This is a genomic window from Thioalkalivibrio sulfidiphilus HL-EbGr7 (assembly GCF_000021985.1).
GTDB lineage: Bacteria > Pseudomonadota > Gammaproteobacteria > Ectothiorhodospirales > Ectothiorhodospiraceae > Thioalkalivibrio_A > Thioalkalivibrio_A sulfidiphilus.
In genome coordinates, this window is the sequence record NC_011901.1 from 1,685,866 (window position 1) to 1,708,437 (window position 22,572).

The window sequence follows — 22,572 nt, forward strand, 5'->3', positions numbered from 1 at the left end:
TGGGACGTGGACGCCTGGGGATTATCGCAGCTTAGGAGGCCCCGGTGCTTGTTTCAGTGACGGTGTCACGGAGGAAGCGCAGAGACAAGATACAAGATGCAAGAGACAAGTGGAAAAAGGCCTTGGTTCTTGCTTGTCTCTTGTATCTTTCCTCTTGTCTCTAGTGCTCTATTCCACAAGTGCCACGGCCTTGATCAATGCATGCACCTGCATCCCCGGCATCAGACCCAGACTGCGCAGGGAACGCCTCGAGATGCGCGCCAGCAAGGGCTGACCACAGACGTCCAGGCCCAGCAGGACCTCGCCGGGGCGGGTCTCTTCATGGATCTCCCGAACCGTGGCGGGCAGGCAGTTGAGCACGCTGATGCCTGCGGGCGGGGTCAGGGCGATGCTCACGTCACGGGCGTGGATACTCAGGCGCACCTGCCTGCCCACCGGCAGGTCCTCCCTGAGCAGGGTCAGGCGCGCGCCGTTGATGCCCAGGATGGAGACGTGATCCTCATCGTCGTGATCCAGCACCTCGGCCTCCAGCAGGGCCACCGCCTCCTCGGCACGGGCCAGCGGCAGGTCGCCCCGGGTGGTCATCTCCCGGATCGGCCCTTCCGCGCGCAGGCGTCCCCCCTCCAGCAGCAGCATGTGGTCCGCGAGCCGCATCACCTCGTCGATGGAATGGCTCACATAAAGCACGGGGATGGAGAGTTCGTCGTGCAGCCGCTCCAGGTAGGGCAGGATCTCCGTCTTGCTGATGGCATCCAGGGCCGCCAGGGGTTCGTCCATGAGCAACACCCGGGGGCTGGTGAGCAGGGCACGGCCCATGGCCACCCGCTGGCGCTGACCGCCGGACAGTTCACCGGGGCGACGCGCCAGGAGCGCTTCCAGGCCCAGCAGATCGATCACCTCATCGGGCTGCACCACCCGCTGCCCGGCGGATATGCGCCGGTAACCGTATTCCAGATTGCCCTGCACGGACAGGTGCGGGAACAGGCGTCCCTCCTGGAACACGTAGCCCACCGGGCGATTGTGGGCGGGCAGAAAATGCCGAGCGTCCTGCCAGGTCTCGCCATCCACCACCAGGCGTCCGCGGGCCGAGGGCTCGAGTCCGGCGATACAGCGCAGCAGGGTGGTCTTGCCGCAACCGGAGCGGCCGAACAGGGCAGTGACGCCACGCACGGGGATGCGGCTTTCCACGTCCAGGTGGAAGTCCGGTCGCTTGAGGTCGAAGTGCAGGTCGATGCTCATGGACGCCTCATGCGCTGGTCAGCCTGAAGCGCCCGTTGATGGCGTAGAGCGCGAACAGCATCAGGAAGGACAGGCCCAGCAGCAGGGCCGAGAGCACGTGGGCGGAGGCGTAGTCCACCGCCTCCACGTGATCGTAGATGGCAATGGAGACCACCTGGGTCTCGCCGGGGATGTTGCCGCCGATCATGAGCACCACGCCGAACTCCCCCACGGTGTGGGCGAAACCCAGGGTGGTGGCGGTGAGAAAGCCGCGCAGCGACAGGGGAATGACCACGGTGAAGAATCGGTCCCAGGGCCCGGCGCGCAGGGCGGCGGCGGCCTCCAGCGTCGCATCGCCCACGGCCACGAAGGCGTTCTGCAACGGCTGCACCACGAAAGGCAGGGAGTAGAACACCGAGCCGATCACCAGGCCGGTGAAGGTGAAGGCGAAGGCGGGTCCGCCCATGGCCTGGATGGGGCCCTGGGCACCCAGCAGCAGGAGCAGGTAGAAGCCCAGCACCGTGGGCGGCAGCACCAGGGGCAGGGCAACCACGGTCTCGATCACCAGTTTGCCGCGCCAGCGGGTGCGGGCCAGCCACCAGGCCAGGGGCGTGCCCAGGACCAGAAGCACCAGGGTGGTGATGGCCGCGAGTTTGAGGGTCAGCCACAGGGCTGCGGTGTCCTGGGGACTGATCAGTGTATCCAGCATGCTGTTTTATGGTTGTGCTTGTGAGCGTGGATGATCGGCGGCGAGGAACCGGTGCTTAATGCGTGGGCATACGATACCCATCCGCCTCGATGATTGCTCGTGCCGCAGGGTCCAGCCTGACCCAGTCCAAGAAGGTCTGCGCCGCATGGGGATCCTGTGCGCTAGACAACCGCACCACTTCCTGAATGATCGGCGCGTAGATGGATGCATCCGGGAGCCAGCGCGAGCCCGGTGGATGGCTTCGCTCATGGGTGATCACCTGGGAGAGGGCCACGAAGCCCACTTGCGCATTGCCCGTGGTGATGAAATTGAAGGTCTGGCCGATGCTCTGTCCCGTGACCAGGCGACCCCGGCCTGGACTGACCTGGTAATGGGTGAGCACGGATTCTGCCGCCGCGCCATAGGGCGCGACCCGGGGATTGGCCATGGCGAGGCGCCTGTATCCGTCTCCCTTCAGAAAGGCCACTCCGTCCGCCGGGATCAGGTCCGGGTCAGGACTCCAGAGCACCAGGATCCCGTCCGCATAGGCATGTCGGCTGTCTGCCACTGCGTGACCGCTGCCGACCAGGTCTGCGGTGCGCTGGTCATCGGCGGAGAAGAACAGATCGAAGGGCGCACCCTGCACGATCTGGGCGTAGTGCTTTCCGGACGAGCCACTGATGATGGCCAGGCGCACATCAGACTGCTGAGCGTAGGCCTGCGCCAGGCGCTCCAGGGTGGCCGTGAAGTTGGCAGCCACGGCAACACGCAATTCGGTGGCCGCCGCGGGGAGGTGCAGCAGCGCCAGGCACAGTATGAAGATCAGACGTTTCATGGCATTCAGTTTCCTGGTCAGCACGGACGTTCAGTTCACTCACCCACGGCGAGCATGATGTGCGGTGCCTTGATCAGCGCGCAGACACGGCTGCCGGTGGCCAGCCAGGGCACAGCCAGGGATTCGCTGGTGACCATGGCGGTGAGCACGCGGCCCTCGCCGATGCGCAGCTTCACCTCAGCGTTGACCGCGCCGTCATGGGTCTCGATCACGGTGCCGCACAGGCGGTTGCGGGCCGTGCATTTCAGCGCCGGATTGTCCTCGGCCAGGATCACACTGGAGGCGTCGAACAGCACCTGGACCTCGCCGCCCCGTACAAGCCCCAGGTCGCTGACCGCCTCGTGGGGGACGATGGCTACCACCTCCTGACCGCCACCGATGTCCACGCACACCTGGTCGTTGACGGCGCCGGCACGAATCGCCGTGATACGCCCGTGGAAATGGTTGGCTGCGGTGGTGCGCATGGACATCTTCCTCATGAATCCGACCACGTCCCCCAGGTCGGAGAGACGGTCTTCCAGTTGTGCCATGAAACGCCGATAGGCCTCGTCGGCGGCCCGGTAGTGGTCGATGACCCGCTGGCCGAATTCGGTGATATCGGTGCCGCCACCACGCCTTCCGCCGGCCTTGCGGGTGACCAGGGGGCGGTCGGCCAGGTTGTTCATGGCCTCCACCGCGTCCCAGGCGGCCTTGTAGCTCATGCCCATGGAACGGGCGGCGGCGGAGATGGAGCCGGTCTGGCCGATGCGCTCCAGCAGTTCGATCCGCCCGGCACCCAGGAAGCCTTTTTCGCTGACGTTGAACCAGAAACGTCCATCCACATGGGCCTTCATGCCAGCTTCTCCTGAAAATCTGCACTGTCAGTCAACGCATCAAGAAGCGTTATATTTTTCTTTATATAACGATGCTGTCAAGCCACCCTCGGCGGGAAGACGGTATAGATGATGGGCTGAGTCCACCCCTTATTCCCGGCGTACCGGAATATCGGGGGCGGGGCTTTGATTTCCCAAGCCATGGGCGTCCAATGGTATGACCCGCCAACTCGATTCACTGGGAGGACAGACATGACCAGCCACATCCTGATCATCCAGGGCCATCCCGATGCCGCAGGGAATCATTATGGTCATGCACTGGCGCAGGCCTACCGGGAAGGCGCACTCGAGGGTGGTCACCCGGTGGAGATCCTGACCGTGGCGGAGCTGGATTTTCCGATCCTGCGCACCCAGGCCGAGTGGAATCGGGGCGAGCTGACGCCGGACATCCAGAAGGCCCAGGCGGCCATCACCCGGGCGGATCACCTGGTGCTCATCTATCCCCTGTGGCTCGGTTCCATGCCGGCGCTCCTCAAGGGCTTCCTGGAACAGACCCTGCGTCCCGGCTTTGCAGTCGGCCATCAGGACAAGTCCGGCCTCTACGCCAAGCAACTCAAGGGCAAGAGCGCCCGCATCGTGGTAACCATGGGCATGCCCGCGTTCATCTACCGCTGGTTCTTTCGTGCCCACAGCCTCAAGAGCCTGGAGCGCAACATCCTGAAGTTTTGCGGCATCAGGCCCATCCGGGAGAGCCTGATCGGCATGGTGGAGGGCAGCGCCGCGCATCGGGAGAAGTGGCTTGCGAAGATGCGTAAGCTGGGGCGGTCGGGGTTGTGATGGTCAAGGGCGTTTTTTTTGCCACAGCGGGCACAGAGGTCACAGTGATAAAGACGATTGGAAATGTCATGGTCGTAGGTCGGGCTTTAGCCCGACGCCGGGGGCTGGATTGGCCAGCGCCGCTGTCGGGCTGAAGCCCGACCTACGGATCCACCGGTGTTTTTAACTCTGTGACCTCTGGGCCCTCTGTGGCTAAATAAGACCATGCTCCGCCAGATCCTGCCCCTCATCCTGCTACTGCTCGCCGGTCTGAACACTGCCAGCGCCCAGAACCTGCTGCCGGCACAGGTCAACCGCGTCATCCAGGCCCATGGCATGGACCCGGCCAGAGTCGCCATCTGGGTACAGCCCGTGAATGCCGATAAGCCCTGGCTGGCCCACAACCCGGACACCGCCCTCAACCCCGCCTCGGTGATCAAGCTGGCCACCAGCCTGGCGGCCCTGGAGGTGCTCGGTCCGGCCTACACCTGGAAGACCCGGGTGCACCTGGGGGGACCGGTGGAGCAGGGGGTGCTCAAGGGGGACCTGTGGCTCATCGGCGGCGGCGACCCCTTCCTGGTCACCGAGGAATTCTGGAAGCTGCTCGGGGCGCTGCGCCGCCAGGGCATCCGGCGCATCGAGGGGGACCTGGTCTTCGACCTGTCCTACTTCCGCTTGCCCGATGAGGAGCCGGCCGCCTTCGACGGACAGCCCCACCGGGTCTACAACCAGGGGCCGCACCCGCTGCTGGTGAACTTCAACGCCCTGCACGTGGAGGTGATGCCGGATCCGGACGGCGACGCGGTGAGCGCCGTGGTGGACCCGCCCATCGCGGGACTGCACATCGACAACCGCCTGCGCCAGCGTGCCGGACCCTGCGGCGGGTATCGCCTGGGGATCAGCTACCGGGTGCTGGAGGAGCGGACCGGCATCGGCCTGGACGGACGCTTCCCGGGCAGTTGCGGACCCCACCGATTCGCCCGCACGGCACTCACGCCCGAGGCCTACGTACACGGGTTGTTCAGGAGTCTCTGGGCCCAGTGGGGCGGGGAGTTCGAGGGCGGCTGGCGGGTGGATACCTGGAGCGATGTCGAACGCGAACCCACCCTGGTGCATGAATCCCGGCCCCTGGGCGAACTCATCCGGCTGGCCAACAAGCACAGCAACAACGTCATGACCCGGCACTTCGAGCTGACCCTGGGCGCCGAGACCTTCGGCATGCCGGCCACCCCGGAGAAGGGCCTGAACGCCATCCTGGACTACCTGGCCGCCCGGGGCATCGACAGCAAGGGCCTGGTCCTGGACAACGCCGCCGGCCTGTCGCGTCACAACCGCGTCACCGCCCGGCAACTGGCAGGCATCCTGCGTGCCGGGCGGCAGAGCCCCCTTCATGCCGGAATTCATCTCCTCTCTGGCCCTGGCCGGTCTGGACGGCACCCTGCGCAGCCGCTTCGAGGACGATCCTGCCGCAGGGCGCATGCACCTCAAAACCGGTTTCCTGGAAGGGGTGTCCAGCATCGCCGGCTACGTGAAGACCGCCACCGGCGAGGACGTGATGGTGGTGGTGATGGCCAACGGCCCGGGCGTGCAGTGGAGCACGGGCATTGAACTTCAGGATGCGGTGCTGCGCTGGGTGTTTGAGCGCTAGCGGCTGCGAGTTTTCTGATTCGGTCCGCGAATGAACGCGAATCAACGCGAATAAAGATCTTGAAGTGCGAAGGAAAGATGAGGCGTATTTGTCCAACGTTGTGATTGCGATCTTCGCGCACTTTGCGGTCAGCCCTTTTGTCTTTCCATTTGCGTTGATTCGCGTTCATTCGCGGACCCGCAGTTTTTTATCCCTTGGGCAGAAACACCGGCACGCCATCCACTTCGCCCTGCACCAAACTCTGGCCATATAGCCGTTCCAGCACCGGCAGCAGCAGCATGTCTTCGGTCGGTCCCCAGCAGGCGCTGCCGTCCGGGTAGAGCAGCAGGATGTGATCGCAATGGCGCGCCGCCAGGTTGACGTCGTGCAGGCTCAGTGCGGCGGCATGGCCGGCCGCCACCTTCCCCCCCACGATGTTCAGCAGCGCCACCTGGTGATGCAGGTCCAGGTGACTCACCGGCTCGTCCAGCAGGTAGAGGCGCGGGTCCTGGGTCAGGGCGGTGGCGAAGGCCAGACGCTGGCGCTCGCCGCCGGAGAGGGTGGAGACCTCCCGATGTTCCAGGTCCGCCAGGTCCACCCGAGCCAGGGCGGCGCGGGCTCGACCCAGATCCCCGGCGGTCTCCAGTTGCCAGGGACGCAGGAAGGGATGCCGGCCGATCAGGGCGGTCTCCAGCACCGTGGCGGGGAAACCGTCGTGGTGATGCTGGAACACCAGGGCGAGCCGGCGGGCGATCTCCCGCCGGGACAGTGCCGCCATGGAGCGGCCCTCCAGATGCACGTTGCCTGAGCGCGGCGGGCGCAGACCCGCCAGGGTGTGCAGCAGGGTGGTCTTGCCGGCGCCGTTGGGTCCGAGGATGCCCCAGCACTGGCCCGGCTCCACGGTGAATGACAGGGGGGAGCCCGGGGCGCGGTCCGGGATGTGGATCACCAGCTGTTCCAGCTGCATGAGCGGCTTATCCATCAGCGGCTCCTGTGCAACAGGTACAGGAACACCGGCACGCCAAGCATTGCGGTGATCACGCCCACGGGCAACTGCTGGGGCGCGATCACCGTGCGTGCCAGGGTGTCCGCCAGGGTCAGCAGGATGCCGCCGGCCAGGGCCGCGGCGGGCAGGATGATGCGCTGGTCGTTGCCCAGGACCAGGCGCAGCATGTGGGGGACGATCAGGCCCACGAAGCCCACGGTGCCGGCCAGGGTCACGGCGGTGGCGGTGAGCAGGGCAGCCAGCAGGTAGACGGTCCATTCCAGGGGACGCACCGAGACGCCCAGAGCGGCCGCCTGCAGGCTGCCTCGGGCCAGCACGTTGAGATGCCTGCCCAGGGGCCAGGCGATGAGCAGCACCAGAACCAAGACCCCCCAGCCCATGACGGGGTTGCGGGCATGGGACAGATCGCCCATCAGCCAGTAGAGCATGCCGGGCAGTTCCGCACCGGGGCTCACCGCCAGGATGAAACTGATCAGCGCCCCCCAGCCGGCAGCCACCACCACGCCGGTGAGCAGCAGGCGCACCGGAGACCAGCTGCCCGTGCCATGGGCCAGCCCGAACACCAGCAGGGTGGAGAGCAGGGCGCCGGCAAACGCGGCCCCGGAGACCAGGGCGGTGGCGAGCCCGGCCAGCATGGACAGCAAGGCCCCCACGGCGGCACCGCCGGAGATGCCCAGCACGTAGGGATCGGCCAGGGGATTTCGGAGCAGCACCTGCATCAGGGCGCCGGCCACCGCCAGCAGGGCACCGGTGGCGAAGGCCGCCAGGGTGCGTGGCAGGCGCAACTCCATCACCAGGGTGCGGTGCAATGGCTCGCCGTCCCCCGTGAACACGGCCCAGAGTTCGGCCGCGGACAGGGGCACGCTGCCCAGGGCCAGGGACACGCCCATGGCCAGGAGACCGGCTGCCGCGAGCAGGGCGAGGCTGAGCGGCAGGCGGCTCAAGGGCTTACCTCGGATCGGCGGGCACGCGCCTCGTCCAGATGCTGGCAGAGCAGCTCAGCCCCTTCCAGAATGCGCGGGGTGTGACGCTGGATCAGGGAAGGTGGGATGAAGAACAGGTTCTCCCGCTGCACGGCGGTCAGGCCTTGCCAGCGGCGCCAGTCCTCCAGCCAGCCGTGGTTGTCCTCGCCGGAGCCACCCGCGACGATCACCTCCGGGTTCGCCGCCAGCACCGCCTCCCGGCTCACCCGGGGCGCCAGCGCCGTCTCGCTGCCAAAGACGTTTACCCCGCCGCACAAATCGATCACCTCGCCGATGAGATGGGCGTCGTTGATGGTCATGAGCGGCTGGTCCCAGATCTGGTAGAAGAGGCGCACCGGAGGGCGTTCGGCGTAGCGGGTTTGCAGCGCCTCGACACCGGCGCGCAGGGCTATGGCCTGGTCGCGGCCCGCCGCCTGCCTGTCCGTGACCAGGGACAGGCGCTCCAGGGTCCGGGCCAGATCCTCGAGCCGGCGCGGTTCATTGCGGTAGACGGGGATGCCCAGCGCCTCCAGGCGCGCCACCTGGCGGGGCGGGTTGCCGCTCTGCCAGGCCAGCACCAGGTCCGGGCGCAGGGACAGGATACGTTCCAGGTCCAGCTGGCCCGCGCTACCCACCACGGGCAGTTCCGCTGCCGCCTCGGGGTGGTCGCTGAAGCTCACCGTGCCCACCAGCCGGTCACCGGCACCGATGTGGAACAGGATCTCGGTGAGGTGCGGGGAGAGGCTCACCACCCGCTGCGCCGGCTGTGCCAGCACCAGTTCGCGGCCGGTATCGTCGCTCACCCGGATCTCCCCAAGGGCCTGCAGGGGCAGGGCGGCCAGGCACAGCAATACCAGCACCCGGGCCAGACGCCGCAGCGGCGGGGCAGGGTGTTGGCGGGTATCCAGGCTGGCATGTTGGGTCGGGTTCACAGGGGAAGCATCATATCAGTCGCGCACCGCAAGTCGGCGCGCTGATGAACGGGGGCGGGCCGTTTGGTACCCTATGCGCCTTTCCCATCCAGACATCAATCGAGCATCCTCCATGAAAGTTCGTACCCGCTTCGCGCCCAGTCCAACCGGCTACCTTCACATCGGTGGCGCCCGTACCGCGCTGTTCTCCTGGCTCTACGCCCGCAAGCACGGCGGTGATTTTATCCTGCGCGTGGAGGACACAGATCTTGCCCGTTCCAATGCCGAGTCCGTGAATGCGATCCTGGAGGGTATGAGCTGGCTGGGCCTGGAGTACGACGAGGGCCCCTTCTACCAGACCCAGCGCTTCGACCGTTACAAGGAAGTGATTCAGCAGTTGCTGGACGCGGACAAGGCCTACCACTGCTACTGCACCAAGGAAGAACTGGACGCCATGCGCGAGCAGCAGATGGCCAACAAGGAAAAGCCCCGTTATGACGGCCGCTGCCGCCACCGCACAGAGCCCCGCGAGGGCGTCGAGCCGGTGGTGCGCTTTCGCAACCCCACCGAGGGTGCGACGGTGGTGGACGACATGGTGCGCGGCCGGGTGGTGTTCCAGAACAGTGAGCTCGATGACCTGATCATCGCCCGCTCCGACGGCAGCCCCACCTATAACTTCACCGTGGTGGTGGACGACTGGGACATGCAGATCAGCCACGTGATCCGCGGTGACGACCACCTCAACAACACGCCGAGGCAGATCAACATCTTCAAGGCCCTGGGCGTGGAGCCGCCCCGGTATGCCCACCTGCCCATGATCCTCGGCCCCGACGGCGCCAAGCTGTCCAAGCGCCACGGTGCGGTGAGCGTCATGCAGTACCGGGACGACGGCTTCCTCCCCCAAGCCCTGCTCAACTACCTGGTGCGCCTGGGCTGGTCCCACGGCGACCAGGAAGTGTTCAGCCTGGATGAACTCATCGAGCTGTTCGACATCGCCAACGTCAACCACTCCGCGTCCGCCATCAACCCGGACAAGCTGCTGTGGCTGAACCAGCACTACATCAAGACCTCCGACCCGGACCACGTGGCCCGGCACCTGTCCTGGCACATGGGCAACCACGGCATCGATCCCTCGCTGCCGCCGCCGCTGCGCGACGTGGTCGTGGCCCAGTGCGAGCGGGCCAAGACCCTGGTGGAGATGGCCGCCAACAGCGTCTACTTCTACCGGGACTTCGAGGATTACGACGAAAAGGCCGCGAAAAAGAACCTGGATGCCGAGGCCAAGCCCGTCCTGCAGGCCCTGCGCGCCGCCCTGGACGCCGTGTCCGACTGGCAGCCCGAGGCCATCCACGCCGCCGTGGAAGGCGTGGCCGAGCGCCTTGAACTCAAGCTCGGCAAGGTGGCCCAGCCCCTGCGGGTGGCGGTCTCCGGTGGCGGCGTCTCGCCACCCATCGACCAGACCCTGGCCCTGCTCGGCAGGGAGCGGACCCTGGGCCGGATCGAGCGCGCCATCGACTACATCGAGGCCCGTTCCGGGGGTGCTTGACAAGGTAGAAACAGTCGCGTAAATTGCGCGACTTCCTTGACGGGGCCATAGCTCAGCTGGGAGAGCGCTTGCATGGCATGCAAGAGGTCGGCGGTTCGATCCCGCCTGGCTCCACCAGATTTACATCCCGGCGCCTGACCGAGGAGCGACACAGCATGTATCAACTGGGCCGCTACTCGATCATCGTCGGGATTATTTTAACCGTGATCGCCCTGGCAGTCGGATTCGGCGCCATGTTCAGAGAGGCGGAAGAATGGGCCAAGTTCTTCCTCTCGGTGATCCCGATCGGATTTCTGCTCACCTTCACCGGACTGGTCACGGTCCTGCTGACGGGTCCGAGGAGATGACGATTGACGTGTTTCACGTCCCCATCGTCTAGAGGCCTAGGACACCGCCCTTTCACGGCGGCGACCGGGGTTCGAATCCCCGTGGGGACGCCATCTGTACCCGGCATGCGGTGAAAGCGCCTGCCAAGGAAAACCCGCCTTGTGCGGGTTTTTTGTGCCCGGGAGCCGGTCGGAAACAATGACTACATCACCAACCCAAGCACTTCCTTGCATATCCGATCGGCAGTGATGTGGATTTGTTGCCCGTGTACATATCGCCGGCATTCGGCTTGACAAGCACAAATCACGTCAGGCCTAATCCGGCGTCATGTACCACCTGTGCGCCCGTTTTCGCCCCTTTACACTTCCTCTGATCGCCATCCTTGTGGTGGCATTCAGCTGGGCACAGTGGGCGAATCCCCACATGCATGCGGCGGCGGATGCCGAGATGCATCTGCACGTGAGTCTGGCACAGGATCACTTGGATCATCACCATGCGGATCATCATGATGGTGCTTCCCACACCCAGGTGGATCTGAGCAAGAACGGTGTACCCGCCAAACAGGCTTCCGTGCCCCATGCGGTCGTGCTTCCGGCCCTTTTCGCTCTCCTCCTCATACTGGTGCCGGCGGCCTTGGGCCGGGTACCTGTACAGCAGGACGAGCCCGTACACACCCTTTCTCCGCCGCACTTCACGCCGCCACTGCGCGCCCCACCCGAGACTCTCTGAATCCTCGTAACCCGCAGGCCCTGTCCCGGTAGTCACCGGCGGGCCTGCAGACCTGCACGATGGATTTGGCCGCCTTTCAGCGGCCAGGGAGAATCACCATGTATCCCAGCCTTGTCAGGCCCCGGACAGTCCTGTTCGGTCTGCTGTTGTTTTCATTTGCGTTAGTGGCCAACGCCCAGTGGACACTGGAGCGCAGCGTCGAGCGCGCCATCTCGGTATCACCTGAACTGGATGCCGCAGAGGCCCGCGTCGAGGCCCGGCGTGCCGCCGCCCGACAGGCCGGTGCCTGGCCCAATCCCACCCTGGAACTGAAGGCCGACAACGGCATCGCCCGGGAGCGGGGCGGGGACGCCCATGAGTTCTCGGAGCTGGCCATCACCCAACCCCTGTCCCTGGGTCTGAGTTCGGCCAGACAGGCAGCAGGTGAGGCCAGGACCCTGGTTGAAACCGAGGCTCTGCGCGCCGAACACCTGGATCTGGAATATCGCGTCGCTGGTGCCTACCACCGCCTGCAACTGGCCCAGACGTTGCTGGCACAGGCTCGGCAGGCCTCCCGCGAGGCTGATGATTTTGCCTCCGCGAGTGAACGCCGTGCGGCACAGGGGGATATCTCACGGCGCGAGACCCTGCGTCTTCAGGTCCTTGCATCGGAGGCGCGTCAGGTCATCGAGGCGACGCAAGGCGAGTGGCAGGAGGCCCGCAGTGCCTTTGCCGCCTTGCTGGATATGAGGCCGGAGCAGGTCGGCGATCTGCCCCCTCTCACCGAAGTACCGGGCTTGCAGCCTCTGTCACACTGGACGGGTTACCTGGAATCCCACCCGAGTCTGCAAATTCAACAGGCAAACCTGACGGCTACTCTTGCAGACCGGCGTGTGGCACGCGCCGAGCGTTTGCCGCAACTGGGTGTGCGCGTCTTTGCGGAAAGGGATCTGGTGGACGGTCGTCGCGAATCGGTGACCGGCGTCGGTCTTTCCCTGGAGATTCCCTTTTGGGACCGCAGACAGGGACGCCTGGAGGAACTGGCCGCCACCACAACCGAGACCCAGGCCCGCTTGAGAGGCGAGCACCGGCAGTTGCTCAGCCGTGTCCGGGCACAGCATCAGCGTCTGACTCATCTTGTGGCGCAGGCCCGGCACCAACGCAGCGCCGTACTGGAGCCCGCGCGGGAAATCCTTGACCTGAGCAGCCAGGGTTACCTGAGTGGCGAGCTTGATCTGCTCGCCCTGATCGAGACCGTGCAGACGGTGCGTCAAGCCGAAAACCGATACCTGCAACTGCTGGCCGATGCCTGGCAGGAACTGGCCGCACTGCGCGCCAGCGCCGGCCTTTTACTCGTTTCCATCGATTCGGAGTGACGCCATGACCTCTCTCAATCACTGGGCCCTTGGCCTGTGCCTGCTCGTCTTTTCCGGCCTCCTGCCGGCCGCGGAGGACCTGGAATTCACCCTCTGGCAGGACGGCGTTGAGGCCTTCGTGGAATACCCGCCGCTGCGGGTGAGTGAGCCCGCCCGGCTGATCACCCACCTGACCCTGCTGGACGGCAACCACCCTGTGCGCGAGGGTGAACTGACCCTGATCCTGGAACGCGCCGACGGTTTCGAGCAGTACCTGACGGTGGACGCCCCGGCCCGTACCGGCATCTACCTCCCTGAACTGGTGCCAGAACGCCCGGGTATCTACACGCTCACCCTGCATCTGGAACATCCCCAGGCGGGGGTTCGGCGCCTGTGGGTGGAGGGCATCCGGGTGGCCGATGAAAGCGGTCGCGTGCCATCGGATCCGGGACACGGCCACGACCATGGTGATGAGCATGGCCATGAGCACCCAACTGCCGAGCCTCACGGCGATCACGGACATGAGCACCCCCAGGAATCAGCGGCAGCCCATGGACATGACCATGGGGCCGACGACGCCCATGGACACGATCACCCGCATGAAGATTCCGGCGCTCAAGGCGACCACGGGCACGCCCACGATGAGGAGAGCTACATCACCTTCCTCAAGGAGCAGCAGTGGCGCATGGCCTTTTCCGGAGAATTTGTCATCACCCAGGAGATCGCACCACGCCTGAGCATGCCTGCCGTGGTCGAAGCGGTGCCCGGTCGTCAGGCGGAGGTGGTCGCCCCCATGCGCGGCACCCTGCGCGCGGCCGATGGCAGTGCCTGGGTGCAACCGGGCATGAAGGTCACTGCCGGCCAGGCGCTGGCGGCGATCACTCCACTGGCCGGGCTCGAGGACATCGCGCAGCTCGAAGCGGACCTAAGGGCTGCTGAGGCGCGCCTTGCGCTGGCCAGAAGTGAACTTGAGCGTGTGCGGGTTCTGGTGACGGACGGCGTGGTATCCGAACGCCGTCTACGCGAGGCACAGGCCGAACATGACACCGCGCTGGGCGCACACGAAGCCGCCGTCACGCGTTTCAGGGGGTCTCGCGGCACCACCCCCGCACGCGGTACGAGCCTGTCCTTGCGTACGCCGATGGACGGCGTGGTGGTGGCAAGCCATGGGGCCCCTGGTCAGGTGGTAGAGGCCGGTGCGCGTATCGCCCGCGTACTGGACGATCGCCGTGTCTGGGTGCGTGTTCACGTCCCCGCCCAGGATCTGGCATTGCTGGAGACACCTCATGATCTGCGTATCCGCCGCCCCGGTGATCGTGCCTGGACAACGCCTGTGGAGAGCATTCTCGTGTACCGGGGCCTGGAGCTGGACCAGGGCGCACTGCCTCTGGTGTATGAGGTCGACAACACCACAGACCCGGGTTCACACCTGAGCGTGGGCCTCCCCTTGATCGCAAGCCTGGCAACCGGTGCCCCGCAGACACGGCTCACCGTGCCGGAGTCGGCGGTCCTGGATGATGACGGCATGGCCGTGGTGATCGTGCAGCACGGTGGCGAATCCTTCGAGCGTCGTCTCGTGCGACTGGGTACGCGCGCCACCGGGCGCGTCGCCGTCCTGGACGGTCTGGAGGCTGGCGAGCGGGTGATCGTCGAGGGTGCCTACGCGGTGCTCCTGGCGGGACGCGAGACCGGTGAAATCGGTCACGGCCACGCCCACTGACAGGAGACATCAACATGTTCGACAGATTGATTGACTGGTCTCTGGCCAACCGCATGCTGGTGGTCCTGCTCGCGATAGCGGCCCTGGGCGCAGGCGTCTGGATGGCCCGCGAGGCGCCGGTGGACGTGTTCCCCGACCTCACCGCACCCACCGTCACGGTGCTCACCGAGGCCCACGGCCTGGCCGCCGAGGAAGTGGAAAGCCAGGTCACCTTTGCCATCGAAACAGCGGTCAACGGGGCCGATGGGGTCCGGCGGGTGCGCTCCCAGTCGGTACCGGGATTCTCCATCGTCTGGGTGGAGTTCGACTGGGGGCGCGACATCTATCAGGCGCGGCAGGTGGTCGCCGAGCGCCTGGGCCAGGTCACCGGACTGCCCGACGGGGTGGAGGCCCCGCAGATGGGGCCGGTCAGTTCCATCATGGGCGAGATCCTGTACCTGGGACTGCGTGCCCGCGCCCCCGCCGACCTGATGCAGGCCCGCGAGGCGGCCGACTGGCTGATCGCGCCGCAGTTGCTGGCCGTGCCCGGCGTCGCCCAGGTGGTGAGCCTGGGCGGACAGGTGCGTCAGTACCAGGTGCTGGTGGACCCGGAGCGCATGCGCGCCAACGGCGTGGACCTGGCCATGATCAACCGGGCCGTGGCCGACGCCAACCGCAATGCCAGCGGTGGCCTGGTGGAACGAGGCGGGCAGGATTACCTGATCCGTTTTCTCGGTCGCACCACGGACCTGAGCGACATACGTGAGGCCGTTGTGGCCGTGCGCGGTGACGCCATCGTGCGCATACGCCACGTGGCCCAGGTCAGCATGGGAGCGTCCATCCCGGTGGGCGACGGCGGGGTCAATGGCGAGCCGGGGGTGGTGCTTGCCGTGTCCAAACAACCGGGTGCCGACACCCTGTCGTTGACCCGGGACATCGGCGAACGTCTCGACGCCCTCGCCAACCAGCTCCCAGAGGGTCTGGAGCTATTCCCCGACCTGTTCCGCCAGGCGGACTTCATCGAGCTGGCGGTAGACAACGTGGGCAAGGCGCTGCGTGACGGCGCCCTGTTCGTGGTGGTGGTCCTGTACCTGTTCCTGCTCAATTTCCGTACTACCCTGATCTCCCTGCTGGCCATCCCCCTGTCCCTGGTGGCGGCCCTGCTGGCGCTTACGGCCCTGGGTATCAGCATCAACACCATGACCCTGGGCGGCATGACCATCGCCATCGGCGCCCTGGTGGACGATGCCATCATCTTCGTGGAGAGCATCTACCGGCGTCTCAAGGAAAACAGTGGGCGTGAACATTCCGAGCCCGCCGGGCGCGTCATCTATCACGCCTGCGTGGAAGTGCGCCGGCCAGTGGTCTTCTCCACGGTCATCATCATGCTGGTGTTCCTGCCGCTGTTCTTCCTGGGTGGCGTGGAAGGCCGCCTGCTGCAACCCCTGGGTATCGCCTACCTGGTGGCCATCGCCGCCTCCCTGCTGGTGGCCCTGACCCTGACACCGGTCCTGGCCAGCTATCTGCTCGCCGGTGCCCGGGATCTGCGCACGCCAACCGAACCGCTGCCGGTCCGCGCCCTGCGCAGTGCCTACCGTCCGATCCTGGCATTCACGATGCGACATGCCCCCTGGGTCCTGGGTGCCTCGCTGCTGCTGGCGGTGCTGACCGTGGTGAGTGTCACCCAGCTGGGCCGATCCTTCCTGCCCGAGTTCAACGAGGGCAGTCTCACCATCGAGATGGTCACACCCCCGGGTACGGCGCTGGCGGAATCGGCGCGCCTGGCCCGTGCGGTGGAACAGGCGGTGCTGGAGCGCCCCGAGGTGCTCTCCGTGGCACGGCTCACGGGCCGTGCGGAACAGGCCGAACACAGCCAGCCGCCACACATGAGCGAACTGGACCTGCGCCTCGGTCACCTGCCCGAGGGCAAGGCCGCGTTCCTGGAGGCACTGCGCAACCTGCTGGCCGGGTTTCCGGGGGCCAATTTCAACATCGGCCAGCCCATCTCCCATCGCATCGATCACATGCTCTCCGGCGTGCGCGCCAACATCGCCGTCAAGCTGTTCGGGCCGTCCCTGGCGGAACTGCGCCGTCTGGGCAGCGAGATCGAGACAGCGCTGGAGGACATCCCGGGACTGGTGGACGTGTCCGCCGAGGCCCAGGCCGAGGTGCCGCAACTGCGCCTGCGCGTGGATCGCGAGGTGATCGGGCGCTATGGACTCGGGGCAGGGGAGGTGGCCGAACTGGTGGAGGGTGCCTGGCGGGGCAGCGTGGTCTCACAGGTGTTCGAGGGCAACCGGCGCTTCGACCTGGTGGTCCGCTTGCCGGAGGAGACACGCCGTGATTTCGAGACCCTGGGGCGCATCCCGGTGCTCACCCCCACGGGGCACCACGTCACCCTCGCGGAACTGGTGGTCCCGGCCGTGGAACGGGGTGCCGGCATGGTCCTGAGGGAGAACGGCGAACGCCGCCTGGTGGTGAGCGCCAACGTGGCCGGGCGCGACCTGCGCGGTGCCGTGGACCAGGTGCGTGAGACACTGGCCGGGCGTCTCGAACTGCCGTCCGGCTATCGCCTGGAGTTCGGCGGGCAGTTCGAGGCTGAGGCCCAGGCCACCCGCACGCTGCTCATGGTAGGCACCGCGGTGCTGCTGGCCATGCTCGGCCTGCTGGCCGTGTCGCTGCACTCCCTGCGTCTGGGACTGGTGGTCATGGCCAACGTGCCGCTCGCCCTGATCGGGGGTGTGGTGGCGGTCTGGCTGATGGGCGGTGTCATGACCGTCGCGGCCCTGGTGGGCTTCATCACCCTGTTCGGCATCGCGGTACGCAACGGCCTGCTGCTCATGAGCCGCTATGGCGACCTGGCCGCCGAGGGTCTGCCGCTGCGGGAAGTGATCGAGCGGGGCTCCCAGGAGCGCCTGGTACCTATCCTCATGACCGCGCTCACCGCGGCCCTGGCACTCATCCCCCTGGCCATGGGTCTGGGCGAGCCGGGCACCGAGATCCAGGCACCCATGGCCTGGGTAATCCTGGGCGGGCTGCTCAGCGCCACCGCACTGAACATGGTGGTGGTGCCGGCGCTCTATCTGATGCTGACCCCGAAGGCGGTACTGGATAAGGCGGTCGAGTCACAGCAAAGCTAGTGCCGTAGTCAGCTTCATCAGAAAAACAGGTCTGTGAATCAACCATCTGAACCCTGCTAAACCCATGGTTCAGATGGTTTACCTAACTTCGCCATGCCTTCCTCGCCTCCCTGCCAGGCTGGTGATGAAAACCCGTGCCCGCAAATTTTTGTGGGCTCCATCACTTATTGCTTGTCCCGTGGTGTATTGCGTGACCGTATTTGCATTCGGCACCAGACACGGGGAGTAGGATGTGGCATCGGTCGGCCATTCCGGATTCGGCCGTTCTTGTTCCAGGAGGATAGCGATATGGCCATGTTTGATATCGGTAAGCGCGGGTTTGGCGGCAACCAGGAATCCAAGGGCGAGGAGAAGGATTTACTGCGTGATCCTGACGGCTTCAAGGGCGGGGTTGCACAAGCCCCTGCGGTGGGCATGGCGCGTCACCGGGACGCGGCCATCATCGGCCCTTCGATCCACATCGAAGGCACCCTGCGCGGTGAAGAGGACCTGATCATCGAAGGTCGCGTCAGCGGTACGGTGAAGCTGCAGGGCCACTGCCTGACCGTGGGTAGTCATGGCCAGATCAGTGCCAATATTTACGCCCATACCGTGGTCGTGGACGGTACCGTTGAAGGTGACCTGTTCGGTGCAGAACGCGTGGTGATCAAGAAGTCCGCGAACATCACGGGGAACATCACTTCGCCACGGGTCAGCCTCGAAGAGGGCGCGCGCTTCAAGGGGAGCATCGAGATGGATGCCCAGGCGGTTGAGGCCATCATGGGGGCGCAGAAGTCAAAATCCGCTTCCAGCCAGACCCCTGAACGTTCCCCTGCCCAGGCCCCTGACAAGGCCCGCAACGAGACAGCAACAACCGCGGGTGCCTCATCATCAGGTACGGGCGATACGGCCGCTGAATCAGGCAAGTCTGCAACCACTGGCAAGGTGAGCGGCAGCGTCGGTTGAGGCCTGTCAATCGATGACTCGCGTAGCATGTCCCGGGTGAGCCCAGGCCGCGCAAACACCGCCGGAGATGCCATAAGCAGCCCGGGTCTCGATCAGGATGCCTATCCATGCAAACTGCTTCATCAGGCCCTGCAACCCCTGATGAAAGGTGAGCGGCGCGTACTCCTGGACCTCGGCGATGCACACGGGCAGACCATTGAGTACTTCACGGGTCTGCCCGTGCGGCTCGCTATTGCCTCGCTCACCGACGATCTGTTGAAGCTCGATCCCAGGGAAGACGAGGAGACCTTACAGGCGCACATGGAGTCACTGCTGACACCGGAGATGGTCAGCGCTTGTGATCTTGTCATGGTCTGGGAGGTGTTGAACTACCTGCAACCCAGGGTCATCACCGCACTCATGTCCCGACTTGCGCAATTGTTGCCTGCCGGTGCCCAGGTGCATGGTTTCGTGGCCTACAGCATGAAGACCCTGCCACAAACGCCCAGGGTCCTGGTACCGTCTGCGGATGCAGGACTGCAAATACTGGCCGGACAGGGTCATGGCACTGTCCAACTCAGCGGTTATCCCAGCGGAGAGCTACAGCGGTTCATGCCGGACTTCCATGCCGCGCGTGCCATCCTGCTCGGTGACGGTATGCAGGAATACCTGTTTGTTCGTCGTTAAAATCTGCCCAGCAGGTCGCGGGTCATCCGAACCTCGCTGTCTGGGAGTAAGGATCAGGAACCAGTGATGCCAAGATTGCTCCTCACAACGGGTTTGCTGCTGGGTCTCGTGCTCCTGGGTCTGGGTGGCTGCGCCTACATGGGTGTACGCACCGAACCACCGCGCGTTCACCTGGTCGGTATGCAACTGCAGCAGGCGGAACTCTTTGAGCAGCGCTACCTGCTCAGGCTGCGGATCCAGAACCCCAATGACTTCCCGCTGAACATCCGCGGACTGGATTTCCAGGTGCAGGTGAATGGCGAACGTTTCGCCGACGGCGTGTCCAGCCAGACCCTGCAGATCCCGGGCTTTGGGGAGGGCCTGGCGGAGGTGACGGTGTCCTCCAGCCTCTGGTCACTGACGCGCCAGTTGCGTGACATGGGGGAGGGCGGCCTTGAGCAGATGGAGTACCGGATCTTCGGGCGCATTGCCCTGACGGGGCATGCGCTACCGGTGTCCTTCGAGTCGACGGGGGATCTGGGCCTGTTCAATCCTGCCCGCTGAGTGGCTGAGCTGCTGCCCGGCGGTGAGCCGGGCCGGAGCCCTCACCATTCAAAACCGGAACGCCTGGCCAGTTCCTCCGGTTGCAGCACTTCCTGATAGCGGCGTCCATTGATGACCCAGGTGGGAAAACCGCTGACCCCTGCATTCACGCATTGCAGCGTCATCGAGGTGTTACGCCCGCCCGGCGCGCATTCCACGTAGGGCAGCCGATCGGAGGCACCGCGGAACAGGCGGCTTTGCTGCTGGCAGGCCGGACACCAGTAGGCGCCGTAGTACAAAGCGCCGCTGTCCGTCAGATGCTGGGCCAGGGCCTCGAGGCGCGGGTCTTCCCGGGGGCTGAGCAGGTCGCTGTAGTAGACATGCAGGGTGCCGAGGATCACCGCAGTGACCACCACGCTGTTGAGCAGCCAGGTACCCCATGCCGGGCCGGGCGCCGAGTCGGGGCGCTTGATGGCTGTCCAGAGAAAGATGGCACTGAGGGTGGCCAGGGAGGCGAGACACCAGGGGCACAAAGCCCCCAGGGACACGAAGCCGACCACCGTCAGATACAGGCTGATGGCGACACCGACCAGAGACACAAACCAGATCCGCTGCCAGCGCTTGAGCCGTGGCGGCATGCGCGTGGCCATGAACAGCAACAGCGCGTAGACGCCAAAGCCCCACAGGGCCACCGGCAGGCCCAGCACCCGGGACCAGCGGCTCTGCTGGATCAGGTCACAGCCCGAACCTTCGGCGCACAAGGCCGGGCCTGCCCCGAACCAGGCCACCCAGGTGAGGTAAGCGGTGATGAGCAGGCCGATACCCGCCAGGATGGCGACGACACGATCGGCAGAAAGCGATGCCCTTGGGGCCGGCGTCGTGGAGCCCGTGGCGGGCTTGCGGTGAGCCTTGCGTTTGTTCTTGGCCATGGGTAGGTATCTGCGTCGTGTGCTTGGGAGCAGCAGACTATCACCGGCTTCAGTGCGCGGGCAATTCACCCGCCAAGGCCTTGCCGCCTCATTTCGGGAGGACTACCTTGAGGATCTGTCTTGGGCCAGGCCGGGAGCCATCCATGAACATACCTTGGTGGAGAAGACCTCGAATTGCAGTTGCGCTGCTGGCCGTACTCCTGGTGCTGATCCTGATTGTTCAGAACACGCAAGCCGTGACCACTCGCTTCCTGTTCTTCACCTTGACCATGCCGAATGCGGTTCTCATCGGTCTTGCACTGCTGATCGGGATTGCGGCAGGGCTCGCGCTCGCACTGGTGTTATCCGCCAAACGCGGTGGTACACAGCATGGCGGCTCCTCGGATCAGTGAGCGCATCACGGCCAGGGCTTGCACCCGACCAGGAATGGGTCTGGGACTATCCCCGCCCCCCCGGCACTCGAACCGGTCACGCAGCATCTGCGAATGAATAGGGCGGGCGGTCTACCTGCTACGCGCATGAGGAACGGGTGAGCGCCCAGGCGGGTGACTATTACGGTGGCTGGATCACGGCCAATGTGGTTGGACCCTTCAAGGGACCTGCCGGCACAGGGGGCTGGTGAATCCAACAGCCTGTTAGGGCAGGTGGGGCTGTTCCAGGTAGGCGTGTGATTGCATTTCCCGTAAACGGCTCAAGGTCCGCTGGAATTCGAAGGGCAGCCACTTGCCCTGGTAGAGCTGGTCCGCCGATGCCTCTGCAGACACGATCAGCTTGACCTTGCGGTCATAGAACTCGTCCACCAAGGCCATGAAGCGCCGGGCCTGGTTTTCCATGGACTCGTCCATGACCGGGATGTCCGAGACCAGCACGGTATGGAACATGCGCGCGATCTCCACGTAGTCCAGCTGGCTGCGCGGTCCGTCGCAGATGTCCGGGAAGCGGAACCACACCACGCCATCGGCCAGGCGCTGCACCGGGATCTGCCGGCCCGCCACCTCCAAGCTGCCGCCGATGCTGCCCGGCTCCGGGGCCAGGGCTCGGAAGGCCTCGGTGAGGCGTGTGACGGCGGCCTCGTCCAGGGGCGCATGGTAGATCTCCGCCTGCTCCAGGGAGCGCAGACGGTAGTCCACGGGGCTGTCCAGGTGAAACACCTCCAGGTGCTGCTTGATCAGCTCGATGGCGGGCAGGAACAGGTGCCGGTGCAGACCGTTCTTGTAGAGATCGTCGGGCGGGGTATTGGAGGTGGTCACCAGGGTCATGCCCTCGGCGAACATGCCCGCCAGCAGGCGGTGCAGCAGCATGGCGTCGGTGATGTCCGAGACGTAGAACTCGTCCAGGCACATCACCCGGGCCTGGGCCAGGCGTTTGGCCACGATGTCGATGGGGTCGGCTGTCTGCTTGAGGGTCTTCAGCTCACCGTGCACCCGCTGCATGAAGCGGTGAAAATGCAGGCGCAGCTTGTTCTCGAAGGGCAGGGCGTCGAAGAAGGTATCCACCAGGTAGGTCTTGCCGCGACCCACGCCACCCCAGAGATAGAACCCCCGGACCGGCACCCTGGCACTGCGCCGGCCCAGCAGACGATCCATCAGTCCGGCCCGGGGAGCCGGTGCCATGATCTGGTCCCGCACGCGCTGCAAACCCTGCATGGCCAGATCCTGGGCGGGATCCGGCTGGACGAGCCTGCGCTCGACATCCTGCAGGTAGCGCTGATAGGGCATCTAGATGACCTAGAGGGCAATGATGGTGCGTCGCAGCATATCACACTCACCCGCTGACGGGATTCAGCGCAGTTTGACAGCCTATCGGATTGACCATGCTCTCCGCCCCACCTACAAGTGTGTATAGAGCCACAAGGATCAT

General features: G+C 65.4%; 21 protein-coding genes, 2 tRNA genes and 1 pseudogene. 14 read left to right on the forward strand and 10 right to left on the reverse strand.

The window, feature by feature from the left end:
- Window positions 1-168: 168 nt before the first annotated feature.
- The 4 genes from modC to TGR7_RS07890 are packed head-to-tail and all read right to left on the reverse strand — an operon-like array spanning window position 169 to window position 3,574.
- The gene (gene modC, locus TGR7_RS07875) at window positions 169-1,239 is read right to left on the reverse strand and encodes a molybdenum ABC transporter ATP-binding protein (RefSeq protein WP_012638137.1); all 1,071 of its coding nucleotides are present in this window, start codon (window positions 1,237-1,239) and stop codon (window positions 169-171) included.
- Window positions 1,240-1,246: 7 nt separating this feature from the next.
- A complete protein-coding gene (gene modB / locus TGR7_RS07880) occupies window positions 1,247-1,927 on the reverse strand; it encodes a molybdate ABC transporter permease subunit (protein WP_012638138.1) in 681 nt (226 codons plus the stop codon).
- A 55-nt stretch (window positions 1,928-1,982) separates the two neighbouring features.
- Complete coding sequence (gene modA, locus TGR7_RS07885; RefSeq protein ID WP_012638139.1) at window positions 1,983-2,741, reverse strand: molybdate ABC transporter substrate-binding protein; 759 nt, start codon at window positions 2,739-2,741, stop codon at window positions 1,983-1,985.
- 35 nt (window positions 2,742-2,776) lie between these two features.
- On the reverse strand, window positions 2,777-3,574 hold the full coding sequence (locus tag TGR7_RS07890) for a TOBE domain-containing protein (RefSeq protein ID WP_012638140.1): 798 nt from the start codon (window positions 3,572-3,574) through the stop codon (window positions 2,777-2,779).
- 231 nt (window positions 3,575-3,805) lie between these two features.
- Between TGR7_RS07890 and TGR7_RS07895 the strand changes: the two genes are divergently transcribed.
- The 3 genes and pseudogenes from TGR7_RS07895 (at window position 3,806) to TGR7_RS17895 (ending at window position 6,017) form a co-directional block, all read left to right on the forward strand.
- Complete coding sequence (locus TGR7_RS07895; protein ID WP_012638141.1) at window positions 3,806-4,390, forward strand: NAD(P)H-dependent oxidoreductase; 585 nt, start codon at window positions 3,806-3,808, stop codon at window positions 4,388-4,390.
- 315 nt (window positions 4,391-4,705) lie between these two features.
- A pseudogene (gene dacB, locus TGR7_RS07900) lies at window positions 4,706-5,695 on the forward strand (D-alanyl-D-alanine carboxypeptidase/D-alanyl-D-alanine endopeptidase); the annotation flags it as partial.
- A 64-nt stretch (window positions 5,696-5,759) separates the two neighbouring features.
- Window positions 5,760-6,017, forward strand: a complete 258-nt coding sequence (locus tag TGR7_RS17895) for a D-alanyl-D-alanine carboxypeptidase (RefSeq protein ID WP_281054575.1) — start codon at window positions 5,760-5,762, stop codon at window positions 6,015-6,017.
- Window positions 6,018-6,204: 187 nt separating this feature from the next.
- Here the strand turns inward: TGR7_RS17895 and TGR7_RS07905 are convergent, their stop codons facing one another.
- From TGR7_RS07905 to TGR7_RS07915, 3 genes are read right to left on the reverse strand one after another with little or no spacing between them, the layout of a single operon-like run.
- Window positions 6,205-6,978, reverse strand: coding sequence for an ABC transporter ATP-binding protein (locus tag TGR7_RS07905; RefSeq protein WP_012638143.1), 774 nt, complete (start codon window positions 6,976-6,978; stop codon window positions 6,205-6,207).
- Window positions 6,978-7,892, reverse strand: coding sequence for a FecCD family ABC transporter permease (locus TGR7_RS07910; protein ID WP_420084781.1), 915 nt, complete (start codon window positions 7,890-7,892; stop codon window positions 6,978-6,980). Before TGR7_RS07910 ends, TGR7_RS07905 begins: the two co-directional genes overlap by 1 nt.
- A gap of 50 nt (window positions 7,893-7,942) precedes the next feature.
- Window positions 7,943-8,896 (reverse strand): cobalamin-binding protein, encoded by a 954-nt coding sequence (locus TGR7_RS07915; protein WP_012638145.1) that lies wholly within the window; start codon window positions 8,894-8,896, stop codon window positions 7,943-7,945.
- A 112-nt stretch (window positions 8,897-9,008) separates the two neighbouring features.
- Between TGR7_RS07915 and gltX the strand changes: the two genes are divergently transcribed.
- The 4 genes from gltX to TGR7_RS07935 all read left to right on the forward strand — a co-directional run bounded on the left by gltX (window position 9,009) and on the right by TGR7_RS07935 (window position 10,861).
- Complete coding sequence (gene gltX / locus TGR7_RS07920; RefSeq protein ID WP_012638146.1) at window positions 9,009-10,421, forward strand: glutamate--tRNA ligase; 1,413 nt, start codon at window positions 9,009-9,011, stop codon at window positions 10,419-10,421.
- A 41-nt stretch (window positions 10,422-10,462) separates the two neighbouring features.
- A tRNA-Ala gene (locus tag TGR7_RS07925) sits at window positions 10,463-10,538 on the forward strand.
- 38 nt (window positions 10,539-10,576) lie between these two features.
- Window positions 10,577-10,768, forward strand: a complete 192-nt coding sequence (locus tag TGR7_RS07930; RefSeq protein WP_012638147.1) for a hypothetical protein — start codon at window positions 10,577-10,579, stop codon at window positions 10,766-10,768.
- Between the two features lie 17 nt (window positions 10,769-10,785).
- Window positions 10,786-10,861: transfer RNA gene (locus TGR7_RS07935), tRNA-Glu, on the forward strand.
- A 190-nt stretch (window positions 10,862-11,051) separates the two neighbouring features.
- On the opposite strand, the gene TGR7_RS07940 is transcribed toward TGR7_RS07935, so the two are convergent.
- Window positions 11,052-11,420: a hypothetical protein gene (locus tag TGR7_RS07940; RefSeq protein WP_012638148.1), complete on the reverse strand. Its 369-nt coding sequence runs from the start codon at window positions 11,418-11,420 to the stop codon at window positions 11,052-11,054.
- A gap of 155 nt (window positions 11,421-11,575) precedes the next feature.
- Here TGR7_RS07940 and TGR7_RS07945 point away from each other — a divergent pair, with 155 nt between their 5' ends.
- The 6 genes from TGR7_RS07945 (at window position 11,576) to TGR7_RS07970 (ending at window position 19,804) form a co-directional block, all read left to right on the forward strand.
- Window positions 11,576-12,832: a TolC family protein gene (locus TGR7_RS07945; protein ID WP_012638149.1), complete on the forward strand. Its 1,257-nt coding sequence runs from the start codon at window positions 11,576-11,578 to the stop codon at window positions 12,830-12,832.
- A 4-nt stretch (window positions 12,833-12,836) separates the two neighbouring features.
- On the forward strand, window positions 12,837-14,531 hold the full coding sequence (locus TGR7_RS07950) for an efflux RND transporter periplasmic adaptor subunit (protein WP_012638150.1): 1,695 nt from the start codon (window positions 12,837-12,839) through the stop codon (window positions 14,529-14,531).
- Window positions 14,532-14,545: 14 nt separating this feature from the next.
- Window positions 14,546-17,650, forward strand: coding sequence for an efflux RND transporter permease subunit (locus tag TGR7_RS07955; RefSeq protein ID WP_012638151.1), 3,105 nt, complete (start codon window positions 14,546-14,548; stop codon window positions 17,648-17,650).
- A gap of 288 nt (window positions 17,651-17,938) precedes the next feature.
- The gene (locus TGR7_RS07960) at window positions 17,939-18,595 is read left to right on the forward strand and encodes a bactofilin family protein (RefSeq protein WP_012638152.1); all 657 of its coding nucleotides are present in this window, start codon (window positions 17,939-17,941) and stop codon (window positions 18,593-18,595) included.
- 27 nt (window positions 18,596-18,622) lie between these two features.
- Complete coding sequence (locus tag TGR7_RS07965) at window positions 18,623-19,261, forward strand: hypothetical protein (RefSeq protein ID WP_041441276.1); 639 nt, start codon at window positions 18,623-18,625, stop codon at window positions 19,259-19,261.
- Between the two features lie 66 nt (window positions 19,262-19,327).
- On the forward strand, window positions 19,328-19,804 hold the full coding sequence (locus tag TGR7_RS07970; RefSeq protein ID WP_012638154.1) for an LEA/WHy family protein: 477 nt from the start codon (window positions 19,328-19,330) through the stop codon (window positions 19,802-19,804).
- 41 nt (window positions 19,805-19,845) lie between these two features.
- On the opposite strand, the gene TGR7_RS07975 is transcribed toward TGR7_RS07970, so the two are convergent.
- Window positions 19,846-20,712 carry a vitamin K epoxide reductase family protein gene (locus TGR7_RS07975; protein WP_012638155.1) on the reverse strand — a complete coding sequence of 289 codons (867 nt, stop codon included), beginning with the start codon at window positions 20,710-20,712 and terminating at the stop codon, window positions 19,846-19,848.
- A gap of 143 nt (window positions 20,713-20,855) precedes the next feature.
- Between TGR7_RS07975 and TGR7_RS17610 the strand changes: the two genes are divergently transcribed.
- On the forward strand, window positions 20,856-21,104 hold the full coding sequence (locus TGR7_RS17610; RefSeq protein ID WP_012638156.1) for a lipopolysaccharide assembly protein LapA domain-containing protein: 249 nt from the start codon (window positions 20,856-20,858) through the stop codon (window positions 21,102-21,104).
- Window positions 21,105-21,347: 243 nt separating this feature from the next.
- Here TGR7_RS17610 and zapE read toward each other — a convergent pair whose 3' ends face one another.
- On the reverse strand, window positions 21,348-22,430 hold the full coding sequence (zapE, locus tag TGR7_RS07985; protein ID WP_012638157.1) for a cell division protein ZapE: 1,083 nt from the start codon (window positions 22,428-22,430) through the stop codon (window positions 21,348-21,350).
- Between the last annotated feature and the right edge of the window lie 142 nt (window positions 22,431-22,572).

What these genes read in the sequence shown, in the direction of transcription:
- modC (WP_012638137.1), bottom strand. Translation starts at nt 1,239, where the DNA reads ATGAGCATCGACCTGCACTTCGACCTCAAGCGACCGGACTTCCACCTG.
- modB (WP_012638138.1), bottom strand. Translation starts at nt 1,927, where the DNA reads ATGCTGGATACACTGATCAGTCCCCAGGACACCGCAGCCCTGTGGCTG.
- modA (WP_012638139.1), bottom strand. Translation starts at nt 2,741, where the DNA reads ATGAAACGTCTGATCTTCATACTGTGCCTGGCGCTGCTGCACCTCCCC.
- TGR7_RS07890 (WP_012638140.1), bottom strand. Translation starts at nt 3,574, where the DNA reads ATGAAGGCCCATGTGGATGGACGTTTCTGGTTCAACGTCAGCGAAAAA.
- TGR7_RS07895 (WP_012638141.1), top strand. Translation starts at nt 3,806, where the DNA reads ATGACCAGCCACATCCTGATCATCCAGGGCCATCCCGATGCCGCAGGG.
- TGR7_RS17895 (WP_281054575.1), top strand. Translation starts at nt 5,760, where the DNA reads ATGCCGGAATTCATCTCCTCTCTGGCCCTGGCCGGTCTGGACGGCACC.
- TGR7_RS07905 (WP_012638143.1), bottom strand. Translation starts at nt 6,978, where the DNA reads ATGGATAAGCCGCTCATGCAGCTGGAACAGCTGGTGATCCACATCCCG.
- TGR7_RS07910 (WP_420084781.1), bottom strand. Translation starts at nt 7,892, where the DNA reads ATGGGCGTGTCCCTGGCCCTGGGCAGCGTGCCCCTGTCCGCGGCCGAA.
- gltX (WP_012638146.1), top strand. Translation starts at nt 9,009, where the DNA reads ATGAAAGTTCGTACCCGCTTCGCGCCCAGTCCAACCGGCTACCTTCAC.
- TGR7_RS07930 (WP_012638147.1), top strand. Translation starts at nt 10,577, where the DNA reads ATGTATCAACTGGGCCGCTACTCGATCATCGTCGGGATTATTTTAACC.
- TGR7_RS07945 (WP_012638149.1), top strand. Translation starts at nt 11,576, where the DNA reads ATGTATCCCAGCCTTGTCAGGCCCCGGACAGTCCTGTTCGGTCTGCTG.
- TGR7_RS07950 (WP_012638150.1), top strand. Translation starts at nt 12,837, where the DNA reads ATGACCTCTCTCAATCACTGGGCCCTTGGCCTGTGCCTGCTCGTCTTT.
- TGR7_RS07955 (WP_012638151.1), top strand. Translation starts at nt 14,546, where the DNA reads ATGTTCGACAGATTGATTGACTGGTCTCTGGCCAACCGCATGCTGGTG.
- TGR7_RS07960 (WP_012638152.1), top strand. Translation starts at nt 17,939, where the DNA reads ATGGCCATGTTTGATATCGGTAAGCGCGGGTTTGGCGGCAACCAGGAA.
- TGR7_RS07965 (WP_041441276.1), top strand. Translation starts at nt 18,623, where the DNA reads ATGTCCCGGGTGAGCCCAGGCCGCGCAAACACCGCCGGAGATGCCATA.
- TGR7_RS07970 (WP_012638154.1), top strand. Translation starts at nt 19,328, where the DNA reads ATGCCAAGATTGCTCCTCACAACGGGTTTGCTGCTGGGTCTCGTGCTC.
- TGR7_RS07975 (WP_012638155.1), bottom strand. Translation starts at nt 20,712, where the DNA reads ATGGCCAAGAACAAACGCAAGGCTCACCGCAAGCCCGCCACGGGCTCC.
- TGR7_RS17610 (WP_012638156.1), top strand. Translation starts at nt 20,856, where the DNA reads ATGAACATACCTTGGTGGAGAAGACCTCGAATTGCAGTTGCGCTGCTG.
- zapE (WP_012638157.1), bottom strand. Translation starts at nt 22,430, where the DNA reads ATGCCCTATCAGCGCTACCTGCAGGATGTCGAGCGCAGGCTCGTCCAG.